This window comes from Microbacterium jejuense (assembly GCF_019511665.1).
GTDB classification, from domain to species: domain Bacteria; phylum Actinomycetota; class Actinomycetes; order Actinomycetales; family Microbacteriaceae; genus Microbacterium; species Microbacterium jejuense_A.
In genome coordinates this window covers 66,976-85,517 of the sequence record NZ_JAEUAW010000016.1, presented here as the reverse complement: position 1 = coordinate 85,517, position 18,542 = coordinate 66,976, and the positions used below count along the sequence as shown (strand labels likewise).

Here is an 18,542-nt window from a genome sequence, read left to right as displayed (position 1 = left end):
AGACAGCGCTCCCGCTCCCTCGCCGTACACCGCCGACCGCTCGCCCACCCTGGCCTTCGCGACCGACGACCTCGTGGCCGCCGGTCCCGCGACGCCCGAGGACGTGGTCCGTGCCCGCCAGTTCGCCCGCATGGCATCCGCCCAGGTGCACTCGCTGCTCGAGTCGATCGAGCGCGAGCTGGGCCGGCTGGGGGCGAATCCCGCCCCCGCGGCGCCGGCTCCGCAGTCGCCGGAGGCGCCTGCCGAGGCCCGCCCCGCCCGTGCCGAGTGGCGCCCGGGCGACATCGACTACTGACGCATTTCACCGACGCATCCATCCCCACCTCACGATCGGAACCTCATGACTGACACCACCGAAGCGACCCTGTACCAGCGACTCGGCGAGGGCGCCGGCATCGCGGCCGTCGTCGACGGGCTGTACACGCGCATCCTCGGCGACGAGACGCTCGCGCCGTACTTCACCGAGACCCGCATGGTCGACCAGAAGCGCCACATGGCGCTGTTCCTGGCCGCGGCCGCGGGCGGACCCGACGGCTACAAGGGCAAGGACCTGGGCGTCGCGCACGCCGGCCGCGGCATCTCGGGCGAGGACTTCGACCGCGTCATCGGCCACGCCGCCTCTGCGCTCGCCGAGGCGGGCGTCGACGCCGACGCCATCAGCCAGGTCGCCGGCGCGCTGCTGCCGCTGCGTCCCGTCATCACGAACGAGGTCGCGCAGGAGCAGACCGCGTAACCCCTGCGAAGAGCGAGTGGATGCCGGCGGCCTGGGCCGCCGGCATCCACTCGTCTTTCCGGATCAGGGGGCCGGATAGGGGTGCTCGGCGAGGAGCGCCGCCAGGTGCGCGGTGTTGCGCGCCAGGGTCGCGGTGGCCGAGGCGACCTCGTCCGGCGTCGCGGCGAGGTCCTTGTAGTCGACGGTGTGCATGGCCTCGCCGTTCCAGTAGGTGCCGGCCTGCGACGCGATCGAGAAGCCGACGTCGGCGAGCGCCTGGTACAGGTCGGCGGTGATCTTGTGGGCGCCGTCCTCGTTGCCCACGACGCAGGTCGCCGCGACCTTTCCGGCGAGGATCGGCCGGCCCTCGTCGTCGGTCTCGGACAGCTCGGCATCGAGGCGCTCCAGCACGCGCTGGGCGACGCTGGACATGTGGCCCATCCACGTCGGGGTGCCGAACACCAGGATGTCGGCGGCGAGCACGCGACGGCGGATGCCGGGCCACGCGTCGCCGTCGCCCATGTCGGCGAGGACACCGGGACGCACGTCGAAGTCCACGACGCGGACCTCTTCGCCCGTCACTCCGTGCAGAGCGAGCGCGTCGAGCACCTGCTGCAGCAGCACTCCGGTGCTCGAGGAGTCGGGCGACGGCTTGAGGGTGCAGTTCAGTGCGAGAGCGGTCGTCACGGTGCCTCCGTCATTCGGAGATCTCGGCGACCGTCTCGCCCGTGTCGACGGGTGCCAGGGCCAGAGCCACGTCGGCCTGGCTGATGATGCCGACCAGGTCGTGGCCGTCGATCACCGGCAGCCGGCGGATCTGGTGCTCCTTCATCATCCGGAGGGCCTCGCTCACGTCGTCGTCGGCGCCGATGGTCACCGGCTTGCCTTCGGCGAGCGATCCGGCCTTCGTCGTGGCGGGGTCGCCGGCTTGCGCGAGGCACTTCACGACGATGTCGCGGTCGGTCAGCATGCCTTTGAGCCGCTTGTCCTCGCCGCAGATTGGCAGCGCCCCGACATCGAGCGAGGCCATCAGCTTCGCGGCGTCGACGAGGGTCTCGTTCTCTCCCACACACCGGGGAGCCGTGGTCATGATCTCGCGTGCAACAGTCATCTTCTTCCTCCTTCGTCTCAGCTTTCGACGCTAGGCGCGGTGTCGGGGCACCGCCAGGGGGGTTGACAGACCCGAAGGCCTGCGCGTGGCGGGGCCCGCCCGAGGGCCGGGGTGGCGCGGCTGCCGGCATCCGTCAACCCCCTCCCCGAACGGCGGGTGCCGGGCGAGGCTGAGAACGATGGACACCGTCGCGCAGCTCCGACTCGCCCCGGGAGAAGTGCGCATCGGCACCTCGGGGTGGAGCTACGACCATTGGCGCGACGTGCTGTATCCGCGCGGCACCGGGTCGCGACGGCTGGAGGAGTTCGCGCAGTCCTTCGACACCGTGGAGCTCAACTCGAGCTTCTACCACTGGCCGCGGCGGTCGTCGTTCGAGTCGTGGGCCGGCCGTGTGCCGCCGGGCTTCCTCATGGCGGTCAAGGCGCCGCGGGGGCTCACCCATGCGCGCAAGCTCACGTCGGCGCAGTCGTGGTCGGACCGTCTCGCCGAGGGGAGCGCGGGGCTGGGGGACGTGCGGGGTCCGCTGCTGCTGCAGCTGCCGCCGGATCTCGAGCGCGACGACGACCGTCTCGCCGCAGCGCTCGACGCGATGCCCCGGGAGTGCCGCGTCGCCGTCGAGCTGCGCCATCCGTCATGGGTGGCCGACGACGTCTTCGCCCTGCTGCAGGACCGGGATGCCGCATACTGCGTGACCAGCGGAGCGCATATGCCGCTGGAGCCCCGGGCGACCACCGACTTCGTGTACGTGCGGTTCCACGGCCCCGACCCCGAGCGGCTCTATGTCGGAAGCTACGACGACGCGGCGCTGGCGTGGTGGGCGCAGCGCATCGCGGACTGGCGCGACGCCGGGCTCGCGGTGCTCTGCTACTTCAACAACGACGGCGGCGGCGCCGCAGTGCGCGACGCCCGGCGGCTGCGCGACGAGATGCTCGGCTGACGGGTCGCGCGGCGTGACGGCATCCATTTGTCGTTCTACCCGCGAAATAGCGCCGCGCCTTACCGGCAGCGCCGCGCGCGGAGGCCAGAATCGCCTCATGACCAGACCCATCAGAGTCACCGTGTGGGGCGAGAACCGCCACGAGCAGCACGACGAGAGCGTCGCCCGGATCTACCCGGACGGCATGCACAGCACGATCGCCGACGGCATCCGCGAGAACCTCGGCGACGGCGCCGTCGTCCGCACCGCGACGCTCGACGAGCCCGAGCACGGCCTCACCGAGGAGGTGCTCGCCGCGACCGACGTCCTGACGTGGTGGGGTCACGCGGCGCACGGCGAGGTGAGCGACGAGGTCGTCGAGCGCGTGCACCGTCACGTGCTGTCGGGCATGGGCCTCATCGTGCTGCACTCCGGCCACTGGTCGAAGATCTTCGTGAAGCTCATGGGGACGAGCTGCACGCTGCGGTGGCGGTCCGATCATGATCGCGAGCTGGTGTGGACGGTCGACCCGACGCACCCGATCGCGCAGGGGGTGCCGCAGCCGATCGACATCCCCGCGCAGGAGATGTACGGCGAGTTCTTCGACATCCCGGCTCCCGACGAGCTCGTGTTCATCAGCTCGTTCAGCGGGGGAGAGGTGTTCCGGTCGGGGTGCACGTTCCGCCGGGGCCACGGCCGCATCCTCTACTTCAGCCCGGGCGACCAGGAGTACCCGGTGTACCACCACCGCGACGTGCGGCGCGTGATCGCGAACGGCGTCGCGTGGGCGGCGAGCGACCGGGCCGAGCGGGCGTTGCCGACGCTGATGCGCTACGAGACCGGTGAGTTCTTCCGCGGCGCCGACTACGCGCACGCGGCCCCCGAGATCGCCGAGGCGCGTGCGGCGGCGGAGGTCCGAGACGCATGACGTTCGCCGTGCTGCCCGCCGATGCGGGTCGCGTCCGGGTGATCGTCGTGGGAGCCGGCCCCATGGGGCGTGCGTGGCTGCGCACCGTTCTCGACGAGGAGGGTGTCGAGCTCGCGGGCATCGCCGACCTGGCCGTCGCGGTCGCGGACGATGCCGCCGTCGAGGTCGGCGTGCCGGGCATCGCCACCGGACCGGATGCCGTCGCGCTCGCCCGGCGGACCGGTGCGCAAGCGATCGTCGACGCCACGGTGCCCGCGGCGCATCACGTGGTCACATTGGCGGCGCTGCGGGCCGGGATTCCGGTCCTCGGCGAGAAGCCGGCGGCTGCGACCGTCGCCGAGGCGCTCTCGCTCGCCGCGGCCGCGCGGGTGACGGGGCAGCTGTTCATGGTCAGCCAGTCGCGCCGGTACAACGACCACCTGTTCGCCGCGCGAGCGGCGGCGCAGCGGCTCGGGCGTGCCGGCATCCTCTCCGTCGACTTCTTCAAGGCGCCGCACTTCGGCGGCTTCCGCGACGAGATGGCCAGTCCGCTGCTGCTCGACATGGCGATCCACCAGTTCGACATGGCGCGCTTCGTGCTGGACGCCGACCCGGTGTCGGTGCTGTGCGACGAGTACAACCCGTCATGGAGCTGGTACGCCGGCGACGCCGCGGCCACCGCGGCCTTCGAGTTCGAGGGCGGCGCCCGCTTCGTGTTCACCGGCAGCTGGTGCAGCCCCGGCGCCGAGACATCGTGGAACGGCGCGTGGCGTCTGTCGGCGGAGCACGGCACGGTGCTGTGGGACGGCGACAACGCTCCGACGGTGGATGCCGTCGGCGACGGTTCCGCGCCGTCCGCTGAGGCCACCGCGCCCGGCGACGGGATCGCGGGCTCGCTCCGCGAGTTCGTCGTGGCGCTTCGCACCGGCGAGGAGCCGATGGGCCGCGTGCACGAGAACATCCTGAGCCTCGCGATGGTCGAGGCCGCGATGCTCAGCGCGCGCGAGGGCCGCCGCGTGACGCTCGACGAGATCCTCGAGTCCTCTCTGTCCGCCGCGCTCGCCGCAGAGCGCGACGCCGAGGTGCGGGACGTCATGGCGGGGTGGGGATCCGCGCGGGAGGCGCTGCAGTCAGGCGGGTGACCGCGGACCGGCTCTGTGAGAAACGGGGACCGATCGGCTCGCGGGCGTCAGGTCCGCAGGACCATGCGCTCACGTCGAACGGTGGGTGACTTCGTGGTGGGGCGCCAGCGGGCTTGGGCGTCCCACCAGGACGGGCCGCGTACGTGGGGGATGCCGTCGATCATGCGGATCTGCCAGCCGCCGGTGTCGATGGTGCGGTGGTGGAACCAGCACAGCAGCACGCCGTTGTCGGTGTGGGTCGGGCCGCCGCGGGAGTGCTCTTGCACGTGGTGGATCTCGCACCATTGCGGCGGTACATCGCACCCCGGGATGAGGCATCCGCCGTCGCGGAGGGTGATCGCGCGGCGCTGATGGTGGGTGAACACCCGCTCCAGGGTCCTGATCGAGGTGATCCGCCCGCCGGCGCCGAGCACGACGCGTTGCACGGCACCCGAGCACGCAACCCGCCGCGCCGCGGCGATCGAGATGGGCTCGGGGTCCCCGGGCAGCTGCGCATACCCGAGGCCGGTGGCGAGGTCCTGTTCCCGCACCTGCACCACCAGGGTCGGGGCGGCGCCGCCGAGCATCGGAAGGTCTCCGGATGCCGCGGCCGCCTGCAGCAGCACGGCCAGCGCGTCGTGCCGTTTCTGCGGGGCCGTGCGCGTGTCGGCGGCGGCCTCGAACGGGCCGTCCGCCTGGACGGGCTCGGTGAAGCACGGCCCCGGCAGCGGAGCACCGTCGACACGCGGACTCACCACGCTCTCCACGCACAGCTGCAATTGCGCCGCCACCTCGGGTAGCAGGCCGGCGCGCACCGGGACCAGCCCGTCCGCCCCACGCCGCCCGATGGTCAGTCCGCGCTTGCGCAACGCCCGCGCCTCCACCGGCTCGGTCCCGTCCGGATCCAGATACGTCGCCCACACCTGCGCCATCGCCCGCAGCTCATCCGCCGACACCCAGCTCGCTGCTTCGCCGCGCGCTGCGGCGGCCAGCTCGACATCTGCGGCCAGCAGACCCTCCCGACCGACGAGGCTCCCGCGGAACACCGAGGCCACTGCCACCAGCCCGTCCAACCCGGCATCGCCCGCGATCAACGCGTCACGCATGCACGGCAGCTCCGCCGGTAGCATCTCCCCCGTCGAGGGTGCGGTCGACTGCCGCACCGCCTTCGCCGCCGTGACCACGTCGCCCGCGGTCCGGCCCGACACGCGGGTGGCGCGCTGCACGAGTTCGCCCAGGTTGCGGCATCCATAACGCGTCGTCACCCGGTCCGCGTGCGGAACAGCCTCATCGCGCTCGACGATCACCGCGGAGGCCGCGACCACCACAGCCTCCGCGAGGCGTCGCACCCGGCCCGCTGCCGCGAGAGCGGCCAGCACCTCCGCATCAACGGCGCCCCGCAACCCGTCGACGACCCCATCGGCCACCCTCGCGAGCACATCGCCGAGCTCGGTGAGCGCGTCGGCGATGGTTGTCATGAGCCCATTCTGACGAGGGGCTCCGACATTCAAACTCCCAGATCCGGCGTGGTTTCTGAGCTGTGGATAACCTCGCTTGCACTGTCGGCTCCGGGACCTGTGGAGGAGGGAGGTGAGGTCGCGCCGGGTTCGGGGATCCGGGATGCCGGCGGCCGCGGCATCCACTCCTCCGAGGTTGCCCGCGACGCTACTCGGTGTTACCGTATAGTGGTACTCGGTGATACCGAGTACCGGAGGGATGACGGAGCACATGGAAGACCTGACCGAGATGCTGAAGGGCACGCTGGAAGGCTGCGTGCTGCAGATCATCGGCACCGAAGAGACCTACGGGTATGCCATCACCCGGCGCCTCAACGAGCTGGGCTTCGCAGACGTCATCGAGGGCACGGTGTACACGATCCTGCTGCGGCTGGAGCGCAACGGGCTCGTGCAGGTGGCCAAGCGGCCGTCGGGCGTCGGTCCGCCGCGCAAGTTCTACGCGCTCAACGACGCCGGCCGCGCCGAGCTCGCAAAGTTCTGGGCCAAGTGGGACTACGTCTCCACCCGCATCGACACACTGAAAGAAGGCGCACGATGAACTTCTGGGACACCATCACCGGGAATGACCTGACCCGGGAGTACAAGGGGTTCGAAGCCCGCGCGGCCGAACTGCCCGACGACTACCGCGCCGCGTGGCGCGACATCTCGACCCACCTGATGCCCTACGGCGACTTCACGGGTCGCAACCTGATGCCGATCCTCGACGGAGCGCTCGGGCTGCTGGAGGAGTCCGCCGCCGACGGCCTGAGCGTCGACGACGTGCTCGGCGCCGACGTCGCTGGCTTCGCCGCGGCGCTCGCCGGTGGTGAGGGCGCCCCCGACTTCCGCGACAAGTGGCGCCGGCAGCTCAACCGCAGCGTCGCACGGCGTCTCGCCAAGACAGGAGAGTGACATGAGCATCCGAGACGTCATCGAGGGCAAGAAGCAATGGCGCGCGCACGTCGCACGTGTGAAGGCGCTGCCCTCCGACTACCGCGTCGTGTACGAAGAGATCCAGAAGTACTACTTCAAGGTCGGTCCCGTCGGCATGGAGGACGGCACCCTGCTGCCCGGCCTCGTCGAGTTCTTCGAGCAGGGCGCCGCCGACGGCAAGAGCGTGCGCGAGCTGGTGGGCGAAGACGTCGCCGCCTTCGCCGACGAGCTCATCGCCGACACCCCGACCTACGCCGACCGGTATCGCGAGTCCCTCGCCGGCGGGGCGGGGGCGGCAGAGGCGTAGCGGCCCCTCAGGCTCGGGGCGGCGCGACGGATCCGCGTTCGACGAGTTCGACCCCGAGCGTCACGGGGTCGCGCGGCCCCTCGCCGCCTTCGATCTCTTCGAGGATGATCCTCGACGCCTCGGCGACCTTGGCGGGCATGTCCTGCGCGATCGTCGTCAGGCCGGGCGTCGTGTAGGCGCTGATGTCGAGGTCATCGAAGCCGACGATCGAGAGGTCGTCCGGCACCGACGCGCCCGACTCGTGCAGACCGGCCATCATGCCGACCGCGAGGACGTCGGCTGTCGCGAAGACGGCGGTGACGTCGGGATGCCGGGCACGCAGGTGCAGGCCCAGCTCCCGCCCGTCCTCGAACGAGGTGAGCACCTCTTCGACGACGATGTCTGCGCCGTCCAGGCCGGCTTCTTCGCACGCGCTGCGGAACCCCGCCCAGCGCTGGGCGACGACGCCGGTCTCTTCGTGCGGCGGACCTGCGAACATCACCCGCCGATGGCCGGCCGCGATCAGGCATTCGGCGGCGATCCGCCCGCCCAGGAAGTCGTCGGTGCGAACGCCGACCGTTCTGGCGTTGGTGGAATAGCTGTCGATCGCGACCAGTGGCACACCCTCGGCGGTGATGCGGTCGATCTCGGCGTCTGTGAACTCGACGAGGATCGCGCCGTCGAGAGACCAGCCGCGGATGGCCTCCGCGACATCGCCCTCGTGCTCGATGCCTCGCAACAGCACGTGGTAGCCGCGATGGCGCAGCTGCTGCTCGACGCCCCCGATCACGGCGACGGTGTGCGGGCTCACCAGCAGGCTGTTGTTCTCGCCGACCGGGACGAACATCGCCACGATGTGCGATCGGGATGCCGCCAGGCTGCGCGCGGGGATGTTGGGGACGTAGCCCATGCGGTCGGCGATCGCTCGCACCCGGTCGATCGTCGCGGCGCCGACCCGGGCGCGCTTGCCGTTCATGACGTTCGAGACGGTCATGACGCTCACGCCGGCTTCGGCCGCGATGTCGCTGAGTTTGACGGTCACCTGATCCTCCGGGCACATCCTATGGCCCCCTTGACGGGCGAATCGCGAGTGCAATAGCGTTCCTCGAGTTTACCGCTAAATCATCGGTAAACGCTCGTCGAGGGAGACACATGATCCTCTTGCCACGCCGGCGCCGATGGCGCCTGATCCTGTCAGCCGCAGCGGCCTCCGCGGTCATCCTGACCGGCATGACCGTTCCCGCCGCAGCCCACGCGGCGGATCCGCTGGTGTACGAAGCCGAAGACGCCACGCTGTCCGGTGGCGCGGGCGTGAACCAGAACCACCTCGGGTACTCCGGTACCGGCTTCGTCGACGGATTCGTGATCGACCACGTCGGCACTGCCGCCGTGGCTTTCGATGTCGACGTGCCCGCTGCAGGCGAGTACGGACTCAACCTCCGCTATGCGAACGGTCTCGGCTCGGACATGACCCTCTCGCAGGTGATCGGCGACGAAGACCGTCGGCTGGTGCTTCCGTCGGCCGCAGGGGCGTCGTGGAGTCAGTGGTTCATCCATCAGGAGGTCGTGACGCTCGCCGCGGGCCCGCAGCGCATCACCTACCGCTTCGACGCCGACGACACCGGCAACGTCAACCTCGACGCGATCGCGCTGACATCCGTCGGAGACCTCTCCACCCCGGCCGGCGGCGCCACCGATCCGGGAGACGTCCCGGGGACAGGACCGGACACACGATGGGATGCCGTCACGACGGCGATCCCGACCGTCGCGGCCGGCCGGGCCGGCGTGGCCTACGAGGCCGAGGACGCGTTCACCGCGAACGGCGCGGCACCGGCCGCCGGCGCCGACGCGGTCGACCTGACGGCCGGGCGTGCGCGGATCGTCTTCACGACATCCGCCGCGGACCAACGGTCGCAGAAGGTATCCCTGCGCTATCGCAGCACGTCGTCCGATCCGCTGCGCCTCGTCGTCGGCATCGACGGGGTGCCACGCGGCGCGCTGCTGCTGCCGCCCTCTGCACAGTGGCGCGACATCGCGTTCACCGCTGCGCTCCGGGCCGGCCTCGGCACGATCGAGCTGCGCCGCGTGGGCGACGAGGTCGACGGCGAGCTCGCTGTCGACGCGCTGAGGATCCAGCGCGGCACCGAGATGTCCGTACGCGGGGCGCACCAGGGCACCACCGTGTACGAGGCTGAGCACGGCCTCACAGACGGCCACATCCTCGCCGAGAGCCGGGTGTTCCACGAACTGGCCGCGGAGGCATCCGGTCGTCAAGCCGTCACCCTCGCGAGCCCCGGCGAATCCGTGGCATGGACGCTGACGGCGCCGGCGGGAGCGCTCGAGGCACGGGTGTCGATCCCCGATTCGGCTGACGGCTCCGGCCAGGACGGCATGCTGGCGGTCTACGCCGGCCCGAAGAAGATCGCCGACCTGCCGGTCACCAGCCGCTATGCATGGGTGTACGGCGCGTACCCCTACGGCAACGATCGGGCCCAGGGGGGAGCGCAGCGATTCTTCGACGATGCGCGCGTCACCTTCCCGCAGGTTCCGGCCGGGACGACGCTGCGGCTCGTCGTCGAGTCGGGCGACCTCCCGTACACTGTCGACCTCATCGAGACCGAATCCGCACCGGTCGCGCTGCCGAAGCCCGACGGCTATCTCGACGTGCGTGACTTCGGCGCCACCGCCGACGACGACACGGACGACACCGCGGCGATCGACGCCGCCGTCGCCGCCGCACAAGAGCGGGCGACCGGCGTGTGGATCCCGCATGGCCGCTTCACGATCACAGACCGCGTCCGCCTGGTCGGCGTCGCGGTGCGCGGGGCGGGGCCGTGGCTCTCGGTCCTGCAAGGGCAGGACGGCAGGGGAGGCCTGTACGCGATGGGCTCGGGCGTGACCGTCGCCGACCTCATGATCGACGGCGACGCCGATCACCGCGACGACGCCCGGTCGGACTCGGGCCTCGAGGGGAACTTCGGTCAGGGCTCCCTCGTGCAGAACGTCTGGATCGCGCACACGAAGACGGGGCTGTGGGTGGATGCCGGCACCGATGGTCTGCCGGCGGTCGGGCTGAGGGTGCGTGACACCTTCGCCGACGGCATCCACCTGCACGGCGGCGTGACCGATGCGGTCGTCGCTCACGCGAGCGTGCGAAACACCGGAGACGATGCGATGGCCATGTGGTCGTCGGGAGGCACGGTGACCCGCGGCGTGTTCACGCACGCGACCGTGCAGAGCCCCCTGCTCGGCAACGGCGCGGCGATCTACGGCGGGGACTCGAACAGGGTGACCGACTCCGTGATCGCCGACACGCTCACCGCCCCCGCAGGCATCGCGGTGAGCACTCGCTTCAATCCGGTGCCGTTCTCGGGCACGACGACTGTCTCGGGCAACGACATCTTCCGCAGCGGCGGATGGGAGCCGAACTGGAGCACGTCGTTCGGCGGCATCTGGGTGTTCGCCGACACGAGCCACATCACGACGCCGGTCGTGATCTCGCACACGCGCATCATCGACTCGACGTATGAGGGCCTGCTGGTGAGCGGCAGCCACTGGGTCAACGACCTGCGGGTCGACGATGTGACCATCGAGGGCACGGGGTCGTACGCGGTGGCCGCGCGCGTGGGCGGCGACCACCGCTTCCGCGATGTCGTCGTCTCCGGCGTCTCTGAGCCCGCCGACGGGCGCAATCACCTGTGGGGCACCTTCATCGATGAGGGCGGCAACACCGGGCTCCTCGCGGCCGCGTCAGCGCCCTGCGCGGTCGATGTGAAGTCGGCCCCGGCGCGCGAGGGCTCGTTCACGGCGACGGTGACGCTGCGCAACACCGGATCGACGGAGCTGCAGGCGTCGACCCTGTCGTGGCACGCGGCCGGCGGCGAAGCCGTGCAGCGCGCCCCCGGTGCAGCGGTCACTCAGAACGGGTCGCGCGTCGAGATCGCGCTCGAAGGAGCGCAGGTGCGTCCGGGCGCGAGCCGCACCTTCGCGATCTCGGGAACGGTCAACGCCGGGCGCCTCGCGACCCCGGCTGCGTTCGCACTCGACGGCGTCGCCTGCGGCGGGTGAGAGGATGCCGCCGGCGCCGCGCGATCATCGGTGCGGCGCCGGCGGAGCCACCGTGGCGCGTTCGAGCACCACGACCTCGGTGACCAGTGGTCCGCTGTGGTCGGGATCGACCAGCAGGTCGATGGTCAACCGTGCCTTGCGCGCGACGTTCTGCGCCACCGTCGACAGCTTGGGTGTGACCAGCGACGCCAGCGCCAGATTGTCGTAGCCGACGACCGAGACGTCGTCGGGAACCCGGGCGCCCGCCTGCCCGAGGCCTTCGACGACGCCGGCAGCCAGCGTGTCTGTGGTGGCGAACACCGCTGTGGCCGAGGGATGGCGGGTCGGCAGCATCCGCCCGATCAGGGTCCCTTCGCGCAGCGACGTGCCCGTGCTCACGTGCCGGTGGATCGTCGACACCCCCGCGGCGCGGGCGGCGCGTTCGAAGCCGGCCGCCCGCGCGCGCATGGCGCCGTTGTCGTGCGCATCCGGCCCGACGAGCACGAGTTCGCGGTGACCGCGCGACGTCAGCAGCTCGCCCGCGCGGCGCCCGCCCTCGTGGTCGTCCGAGCGCACGATCATCAGGTCGTCGCGCTCGCTGTATCCGTCGACCGCGACGGCGCGTGCGCCCAACTGCGGAAGCGCGTCGAGCTCATTGTCGTGGTAGCCCATGAGCACGACGCCGTGCAGGTCGTCGGCGATGTCGGGGATGTCGGCGGCCCGCCGCGTGCCGCAGAGCACGAGTCGCATCCCACGGCGCCGGACCTCGTCGTCGAGGGCGGCGAGGTACTCGCCGTCGTGGCCCCACGGCGCGAGCGATTCGGGTCCGGTAGCTGGGAACATCAGGCCGATGTGCGGTCGGGCATCCGTCATCGACGCCTCCTTCGGTGCGAGTTGACATCCCCTCGAAGGGCATCTACTGTCTCATCGAGATATACCGCTAAACCTAGTACACCGACGGAGAGGTCGCCGACGAATGGATCCCCGAGATCTGCACGAAACACCCGTGGCGCAAGCCGACGGACGGGAGGGCGCGGTCGTCGCCCTCGCCGACCCGTGGTGGCGCGACGCGGTGATCTACCAGATCTACCCGCGCAGCTTCGCCGATGGGAACGGCGACGGCACCGGCGACCTCGCCGGGGTCCGCAGTCGTCTGGCGTACCTCCGCGACCTCGGCGTCGACGCCCTGTGGTTCACACCCTGGTACGCCTCTCCGCTCGCCGACGGCGGCTACGACGTGGCCGACTACCGCACGATCGACCCCGCCTTCGGCACTCTGGCCGACGCTGAGGCGCTCATCCGGGAAGCGCGTGAGCTCGGCATCCGCACGATCGTCGACGTGGTCCCCAACCATGTCTCGGACCAGCACGTGTGGTTCCAGCAGGCTCTCGCGGCCGCGCCCGGATCCCGTGAGCGCGAGCGATTCTGGTTCCGTCCCGGTCGCGGAGAGCACGGCGACGAACAGCCGACGGACTGGGTCTCGAGCTTCGGAGGCGACACCTGGACGCGCACCGTCGACGCGGACGGTACGCCCGGCGAGTGGTACCTGCACCTCTTCAGCCCCGAGCAGCCCGATCTGAACTGGGACGACCCCGAGGTTCGCCGTGAGCACGAGGCCGTCCTCCGGTTCTGGTTCGACCGCGGCGTCGCCGGCATCCGCATCGACTCGGCCGCATTCCTCGTGAAGGACGCCGCGCTTCCCCCGCTGCCCGAGGCCGCGGCGCCCGGGCAGCACCCGCACATGGACCGCGACGAGCTGCACGACATCTACCGGTCGTGGCGTGCGATCGCCGACTCGTACGACGAGCCCCGCATGCTCGTCGGCGAGGTGTGGCTCGACGATCCGCAGCGCTTCGCGGCGTACCTGCGCCCCGACGAGATGCACAGCGCGTTCAACTTCGACTTCATGACGCGGCCGTGGGATGCCGCCGAGCTGCAGGCCTCGGTCGAGCGGACGCTGCGCGAACACGCCCCGGTCGGCGCCCCTGCGACCTGGGTGCTCTCGAACCACGACGTCACACGCCCGGTGACCCGCTACGGCCGTGTCGAGTCCGGCTTCGCATTCGACCGCAAGCGGTTCGGAACACCCACCGACCTCGTGCTCGGCACGCGCCGCGCCCGCGCGGCGGCGCTTCTCACTGCCGCTCTCCCCGGTGCCCTGTACATCTACCAGGGCGACGAGCTGGGGCTGCCCGAGGTCGAGCTGCCTGTCGAGGTGCTCCAGGATCCGATGCACTTCCGCTCCGGCGGCGTCGACCCCGGCCGTGACGGCTGCCGCGTGCCCCTGCCCTGGTCGGGCACGGCCGCACCCTACGGGTTCGGCACCGCGCCCGGCGTCGACACGTGGATGCCGCAGCCCGGCGACTGGGCGGCGCTCACCGTCGAGGCGCAGCGCGCAGACCCCGACTCGATGCTGTCGCTGTACCGCAAGGCCCTCTCCATCCGGCGCGGGACGCCGGACCTCCGCGCTGAGGGGCTGGACTGGCTCGACCTGGGGGCGGATGTCATCGCGTTCCGACGCGGCGAGCACCTCGTGTCGATCACGAACTTCGGCCCGCCGATCGCCCTTCCCCCGCACCGCGAGGTGCTTCTCACGAGCGCGCCCCTCGTGGGCGGCGCGCTCCCCACAGACTCCACCGCATGGCTCGCCGTCTGAGCCACGCGTAGGCGGAGAGCGCCCGCCCAGGCGCTGACAATTGACACAGCACGAAAGGACCAGACAATGAGGTCATCCCTCACCCGAGGCGCGTTCGCGGGCCTCGCCCTCGTTACGACCGGCGCCCTGCTCGCCGGCTGCGCGAGCGGCTCCGACTCCTCGACCGACGGCAAGACGACGATCACCGTCGCCATCGACGCCGGGCTCGAGAAGGAGGCCCGCGCGAACTTCGACGCTCGCGTCGAGGCGTTCGAGAAGGCGAATCCGGACATCACGGTCAAGGCGCAGGAGTACACCTGGACGGCCACGACCTTCACGGCCGATCTCGCCGGCGGCACGCTGCCCGACGTGTTCACGATCCCGTTCACCGACGGCCGTGGGCTCATCGCGAACAAGCAGATCGCCGACATCAGCGACCTCGTCGCCGACCTTCCGTATGCCGACGAGTTCAACCCCAACGTCGCGCAGGCCGGCCAGGCCGAGGACGGCAGCCAGTGGGCCATCCCGATCGCGGCGTATGGTCAGGCTCTGCACTACAACCGGTCCCTGTTCGAGGCGGCCGGTCTCGACCCCGACGACCCGCCGACCACGTGGGAGGGCATCCGCGACGCCGCCAAGAAGATCGCCGACGCGACCGGCGAAGCCGGCTACGCCACGATGACCTCCGGCAACACGGGCGGCTGGATCCTCACGACCCTGGTCGACGCGTTCGGCGGGCGCACCGAGTCCGCCGACGCCACGGAACCGACGATCGATTCCGACCCCGCCGTCGCCGAGGTGCTCCAGTATCTGCACGACCTGCGCTGGGATGACAATTCGATGGGGTCCAACTTCCTGTACGACTGGGCCACGATCAACCAGGACTTCGCATCCGGTCGGATCGGCATGTACGTGTCGGGAGGCGGCAACTACGGCAACCTGATCACGCAGAATGCCCTGAACCCGGACGACTACGGCGTCACCGTGCTGCCGTTGCAGGGGGATGACCCCGGTGTGCTCGGCGGCGGCACCCTCGCCGCCGTCAGCCCCAAGGCCGGCGACGACGCGCAGGCGGCGGCGGTGAAGTGGATCGACTTCTACTACCTGGCCAAGATCACCGACGAGGATGTGGCCGTCGAGACCGCGAAGACCGCGGCATCCCTCGATCAGCCGGTCGGCGCTCCCGAACTGCCCATCTTCAACGCCGAGCAGTTCGCCGAATACCAGTCGTGGATCGCGCCGTACGTGAACGTGCCTCTCGAGCAGATGGCGCCGTACACCGACAACAGCGGCGACCAGCCCCTGATCGCCGAGCCCCGTGTCGCCACGCAGGACGTGTACGCCCTGCTCGACACCGTCGTGCAGGCGGTGCTGACCGATCAGAACGCCGACATCGACCAGCTGCTGGCCGACGCGCAGGCGCAGGCCGAATCGCTGTACGCGAAGGCGAAGTAGACCCTGGATGCCGGGGGCACGACCCGAATCGCGCCCCCGGCACCTTCCTCCGCGAACTAACGGAAGACCGATGACGCAGATCACCCCCACCACGCGGCCGTCGATGGACGATGCGGTCCCGGCGGTCGAGTTCGTCCAAGAGCGGGCGGCGCGTCGCCGGCCGGCCGGCCTGGCCTGGTTCCGCGGCGACGGACCCCACATCCTCGTGTTCCTGATCCCGCTGCTGTTCAGCTTCGTGCTGTTCTCGTGGCGTCCGATCGTGGATGCCGCCGTCATGGCGTTCCAGCAGACCAACCTGGTCACCCCGCCCGAGTGGGTCGGATTCGACAACTTCGCGACCGTGCTGCAGGACCCGCTGCTGGGCACCGCGGTGGTCAACACGCTGTACTTCGCGGCACTCGCGCTGCTGCTCGGCTACCCCATCCCGCTCGTGGTCGCGGTGCTGATGAGCGAGGTGCGCCGCGCCCGCGGACTGTTCAGCGCGCTCGCCTACCTGCCTGTCGTCGTGCCTCCGGTGGTCGCCGCGCTGCTGTGGAAGTTCTTCTACGACGGCTCGCCGAACGGCGTGTTCAACACGATCCTCGGCTGGGTGGGTCTCGGCCCTGTGCCGTGGCTCTCGGATCCCGACTGGGCCATGCCGTCGATCGTCCTGTTCGCGACCTGGTCGGCGGCCGGCGGCACGATCATCATCTATCTCGCCGCGCTCGTGGGCGTGGCGCCTGAGCTGTACGACGCCGCCGAGGTCGACGGCGCGGGCGTGTGGCGCAAGGTGTGGCACGTCACCATGCCCCAGCTGCGCGGCGTGCTGCTGGTGACGTTCATCCTGCAGATCATCGGCACGGCGCAGGTCTTCCTCGAGCCGTTCCTCCTCACCGGCGGGGGACCGGCGAACTCGACGACCACCGTCCTCATGCTGATCTACAAGTACGCATTCCAGAGCAGTCTGGGCGGCGACTACGGCGCGGCGACGGCCCTCAGCATCATGCTCGCCATCGTGCTGGCGGTCTTCTCCGCGATCTACTTCCGCATCACGAAGAGCTGGAGCACCACATGACGGTCGTCGAACGCGCACGCCCGGCCCGCCGGCGACCGGCGTCGGACGCCGATCGCGGCATCCTCTCGGCCTCCGATCTGCGGCGCAGGGCGGTGCGGATCACCACGCGCCTCACCCATGCGGTCCTGCTGATCTCGCTCCTCGTGGTCGGGCTCGGCCCGATCCTGTGGCTGGCGAAGTCGGCGGTGACGCCTACGCAAGACACGCTGCGCCAACCGCTCGCGCTGTGGCCGAACGGGATCGACTGGGCGAACCTCGCCGAGGCGTGGACACGCGTCGAGATCGACAAGTACTTCTTCAACACGGTGATCATCGCCGCTGGCGTGTGGTTCGTGCAGGTGCTGGTCGCGACGACCGCCGGCTACGCGCTGTCGGTCCTGCGGCCGCGCTATGGCCGGGTCGTCGTCGCGCTGGTGCTCGCGACGATGTTCGTGCCGAGCATCGTCCTGCTCGTGCCGCTGTACCTGACGATCGTGCAGCCCCCGCTGCTCGGCCAGTCGCTCATCAACACGTTCTGGGCGGTGTGGCTGCCCGCGGGAGCGAACGCCTTCAACGTGCTGCTGGTCATGCGCTTCTTCGAGTCTCTGCCGCGCGAGGTGTTCGAGGCGGCGCGCATGGACGGCGCGGGTCCCTACCGGCTGTTCTGGTCGATCGTGCTGCCCATGTCGAAGCCCATCATCGGCGTCGTCTCGGTGTTCGCCGTCATCGGCGCCTGGAAGGACTTCCTGTGGCCGATGCTCGTGCTGAAGGATCCGAACCTTCAGCCGCTGTCGGTGCGGCTTCCACAGCTGCAGCAGTTCATCGAGCTCGACGTCTTCCTCGCCGCCCTCGCGATCGCCACTGTGATCCCGATCGTGCTGTTCCTCGTGTTCCAGCGACTGTTCCTCAACGGTGCGGGAATGGGCGGCGCCGTCAAGGGCTGACCCATGCGGCTGCGGGCGTCGCACGTGCGGCGTACGATTCCCGGCGTGACCCACACGGACCGCGCCGCGGCGCTGCACGCCCTGCACTCCGGCCCCGGCTTCGTCATCCCGAACGCGTGGGATGCCGGCACCGCACGGATCCTCGAGCAGGTCGGCTTCGCGGCCATCGCCACGACGAGTGCCGGCATCGCGTGGTCGTGCGGGCTCGCCGATGGTGGCCCGCTGAGCGTCGACACGATGTTCGCGCGGGTGGCCGAGATCGTCGCCGCGGTCGAGGTGCCCGTGTCGGCCGACCTCGAGGCCGGGTACGGCGACACGGCGTCCGATGTCGGCGCGACAGTCGCGCGGGCCGCCTCGCTCGGCATCGCGGGCGCCAACATCGAGGACGCCGCCGGTGGCCGGCTGTTCGACATCGAGACGGCGACGGCACGTCTCGCGGCCGCGCGGGGCGCGGCATCCACCGGTTCTTTCGTGCTCAACGCGCGCACGGACGCGTACTTCGTCGGCGGGGTCGACGACCCGTTCGCCGAGACGGTGTCGCGTGCGCGGCGCTACCTCGATGCCGGCGCAGACTGCATCTTCGTGCCGGGCGTGCGCGACGCCGACACGATCCGCCGGCTCGTCGACGAGATCGCGGCGCCGCTCAACATGGTCGCGGGGCTGACGACGCCGGTGATCGACGCGCCGACGCTGTTCTCGCTCGGGGTGAAGCGGGTGAGCGTCGGCGGCAGCATCGCCCGCGCCGCGTTCAGCGCGGTCGAGCAGGCCGGCCGGGAGCTGCTCGAGAACGGAACGCTCGGATTCCTCGACGGCGCCGTCTCGTACGCCGGCCTGCAGCAGCGCTTCGGCGCCTGATTCCCCGGCGGCGTCCGGCGGGGCCTGGCCGCTTGGCGGTGCGTCGCGCGGGCTTCGGTTGGGCGGCATCCCGATCCTCAACGGAGGACGC

General features: G+C 70.6%; 19 protein-coding genes. 14 read left to right on the top strand and 5 right to left on the bottom strand.

Translation table 11 applies throughout. The features are described 5' to 3' along the window. Positions 1 to 295, top strand: a 295-nt coding sequence (locus JNB62_RS16650; protein ID WP_374451127.1) for a hypothetical protein, incomplete at its 5' end; no start/stop codon positions are given. A 45-nt stretch (positions 296 to 340) separates the two neighbouring features. Beyond that, positions 341 to 733 (top strand): group I truncated hemoglobin, encoded by a 393-nt coding sequence (locus JNB62_RS16645; RefSeq protein ID WP_220302023.1) that lies wholly within the window; start codon positions 341 to 343, stop codon positions 731 to 733. Between the two features lie 63 nt (positions 734 to 796). On the opposite strand, the gene JNB62_RS16640 is transcribed toward JNB62_RS16645, so the two are convergent. Both JNB62_RS16640 and JNB62_RS16635 read right to left on the bottom strand, forming a co-directional pair. Beyond that, positions 797 to 1,399 carry a flavodoxin family protein gene (locus JNB62_RS16640; RefSeq protein WP_220302022.1) on the bottom strand — a complete coding sequence of 201 codons (603 nt, stop codon included), beginning with the start codon at positions 1,397 to 1,399 and terminating at the stop codon, positions 797 to 799. Between the two features lie 10 nt (positions 1,400 to 1,409). Further along, positions 1,410 to 1,823 (bottom strand): CBS domain-containing protein, encoded by a 414-nt coding sequence (locus JNB62_RS16635; protein ID WP_220302021.1) that lies wholly within the window; start codon positions 1,821 to 1,823, stop codon positions 1,410 to 1,412. Between the two features lie 178 nt (positions 1,824 to 2,001). On the opposite strand from JNB62_RS16635, the gene JNB62_RS16630 reads away from it, so the two are divergent. The 3 genes from JNB62_RS16630 to JNB62_RS16620 all read left to right on the top strand — a co-directional run bounded on the left by JNB62_RS16630 (position 2,002) and on the right by JNB62_RS16620 (position 4,788). Next, positions 2,002 to 2,760, top strand: coding sequence for a DUF72 domain-containing protein (locus JNB62_RS16630; protein ID WP_220302020.1), 759 nt, complete (start codon positions 2,002 to 2,004; stop codon positions 2,758 to 2,760). A 97-nt stretch (positions 2,761 to 2,857) separates the two neighbouring features. Continuing rightward, on the top strand, positions 2,858 to 3,667 hold the full coding sequence (locus tag JNB62_RS16625) for a ThuA domain-containing protein (protein WP_220302019.1): 810 nt from the start codon (positions 2,858 to 2,860) through the stop codon (positions 3,665 to 3,667). Next, positions 3,664 to 4,788 (top strand): Gfo/Idh/MocA family protein, encoded by a 1,125-nt coding sequence (locus JNB62_RS16620; protein ID WP_220302018.1) that lies wholly within the window; start codon positions 3,664 to 3,666, stop codon positions 4,786 to 4,788. Before JNB62_RS16625 ends, JNB62_RS16620 begins: the two co-directional genes overlap by 4 nt. A gap of 47 nt (positions 4,789 to 4,835) precedes the next feature. Here the strand turns inward: JNB62_RS16620 and JNB62_RS16615 are convergent, their stop codons facing one another. Continuing rightward, positions 4,836 to 6,245 (bottom strand): HNH endonuclease signature motif containing protein, encoded by a 1,410-nt coding sequence (locus tag JNB62_RS16615; protein WP_220302017.1) that lies wholly within the window; start codon positions 6,243 to 6,245, stop codon positions 4,836 to 4,838. Positions 6,246 to 6,495: 250 nt separating this feature from the next. On the opposite strand from JNB62_RS16615, the gene JNB62_RS16610 reads away from it, so the two are divergent. Genes JNB62_RS16610 through JNB62_RS16600 form a run of 3 tightly spaced genes read left to right on the top strand, consistent with a single transcriptional unit; the run spans position 6,496 to position 7,503 of the window. Next, positions 6,496 to 6,822 carry a PadR family transcriptional regulator gene (locus JNB62_RS16610; protein WP_220302016.1) on the top strand — a complete coding sequence of 109 codons (327 nt, stop codon included), beginning with the start codon at positions 6,496 to 6,498 and terminating at the stop codon, positions 6,820 to 6,822. Next, the gene (locus JNB62_RS16605; protein WP_220302015.1) at positions 6,819 to 7,175 is read left to right on the top strand and encodes a DUF1048 domain-containing protein; all 357 of its coding nucleotides are present in this window, start codon (positions 6,819 to 6,821) and stop codon (positions 7,173 to 7,175) included. The genes JNB62_RS16610 and JNB62_RS16605 overlap by 4 nt, the downstream gene beginning before the upstream one ends. Before the next feature lies 1 nt (position 7,176). Further along, positions 7,177 to 7,503, top strand: a complete 327-nt coding sequence (locus tag JNB62_RS16600; RefSeq protein WP_220302014.1) for a DUF1048 domain-containing protein — start codon at positions 7,177 to 7,179, stop codon at positions 7,501 to 7,503. Positions 7,504 to 7,510: 7 nt separating this feature from the next. On the opposite strand, the gene JNB62_RS16595 is transcribed toward JNB62_RS16600, so the two are convergent. Beyond that, positions 7,511 to 8,524 carry a LacI family DNA-binding transcriptional regulator gene (locus JNB62_RS16595; protein ID WP_308291835.1) on the bottom strand — a complete coding sequence of 338 codons (1,014 nt, stop codon included), beginning with the start codon at positions 8,522 to 8,524 and terminating at the stop codon, positions 7,511 to 7,513. 188 nt (positions 8,525 to 8,712) lie between these two features. On the opposite strand from JNB62_RS16595, the gene JNB62_RS16590 reads away from it, so the two are divergent. Further along, complete coding sequence (locus tag JNB62_RS16590; protein ID WP_220302012.1) at positions 8,713 to 11,550, top strand: glycosyl hydrolase family 28-related protein; 2,838 nt, start codon at positions 8,713 to 8,715, stop codon at positions 11,548 to 11,550. A 24-nt stretch (positions 11,551 to 11,574) separates the two neighbouring features. Here the strand turns inward: JNB62_RS16590 and JNB62_RS16585 are convergent, their stop codons facing one another. Then, complete coding sequence (locus JNB62_RS16585) at positions 11,575 to 12,402, bottom strand: LacI family DNA-binding transcriptional regulator (RefSeq protein WP_220302011.1); 828 nt, start codon at positions 12,400 to 12,402, stop codon at positions 11,575 to 11,577. A 103-nt stretch (positions 12,403 to 12,505) separates the two neighbouring features. Here JNB62_RS16585 and JNB62_RS16580 point away from each other — a divergent pair, with 103 nt between their 5' ends. From JNB62_RS16580 to JNB62_RS16560, 5 genes are all read left to right on the top strand, one after another. Further along, a complete protein-coding gene (locus tag JNB62_RS16580) occupies positions 12,506 to 14,185 on the top strand; it encodes a glycoside hydrolase family 13 protein (RefSeq protein ID WP_220302010.1) in 1,680 nt (559 codons plus the stop codon). A 66-nt stretch (positions 14,186 to 14,251) separates the two neighbouring features. Beyond that, entirely contained in the window at positions 14,252 to 15,619 is a 1,368-nt protein-coding gene (locus JNB62_RS16575) for an ABC transporter substrate-binding protein (protein WP_220302009.1), read from the top strand. A gap of 70 nt (positions 15,620 to 15,689) precedes the next feature. Then, positions 15,690 to 16,673, top strand: coding sequence for a carbohydrate ABC transporter permease (locus tag JNB62_RS16570; RefSeq protein ID WP_220302008.1), 984 nt, complete (start codon positions 15,690 to 15,692; stop codon positions 16,671 to 16,673). Further along, complete coding sequence (locus JNB62_RS16565) at positions 16,670 to 17,596, top strand: carbohydrate ABC transporter permease (protein WP_220302007.1); 927 nt, start codon at positions 16,670 to 16,672, stop codon at positions 17,594 to 17,596. The genes JNB62_RS16570 and JNB62_RS16565 overlap by 4 nt, the downstream gene beginning before the upstream one ends. A 45-nt stretch (positions 17,597 to 17,641) precedes the next feature. Beyond that, positions 17,642 to 18,451 carry an isocitrate lyase/PEP mutase family protein gene (locus JNB62_RS16560; RefSeq protein WP_220302006.1) on the top strand — a complete coding sequence of 270 codons (810 nt, stop codon included), beginning with the start codon at positions 17,642 to 17,644 and terminating at the stop codon, positions 18,449 to 18,451. The last annotated feature ends 91 nt before the right edge of the window (positions 18,452 to 18,542 follow it).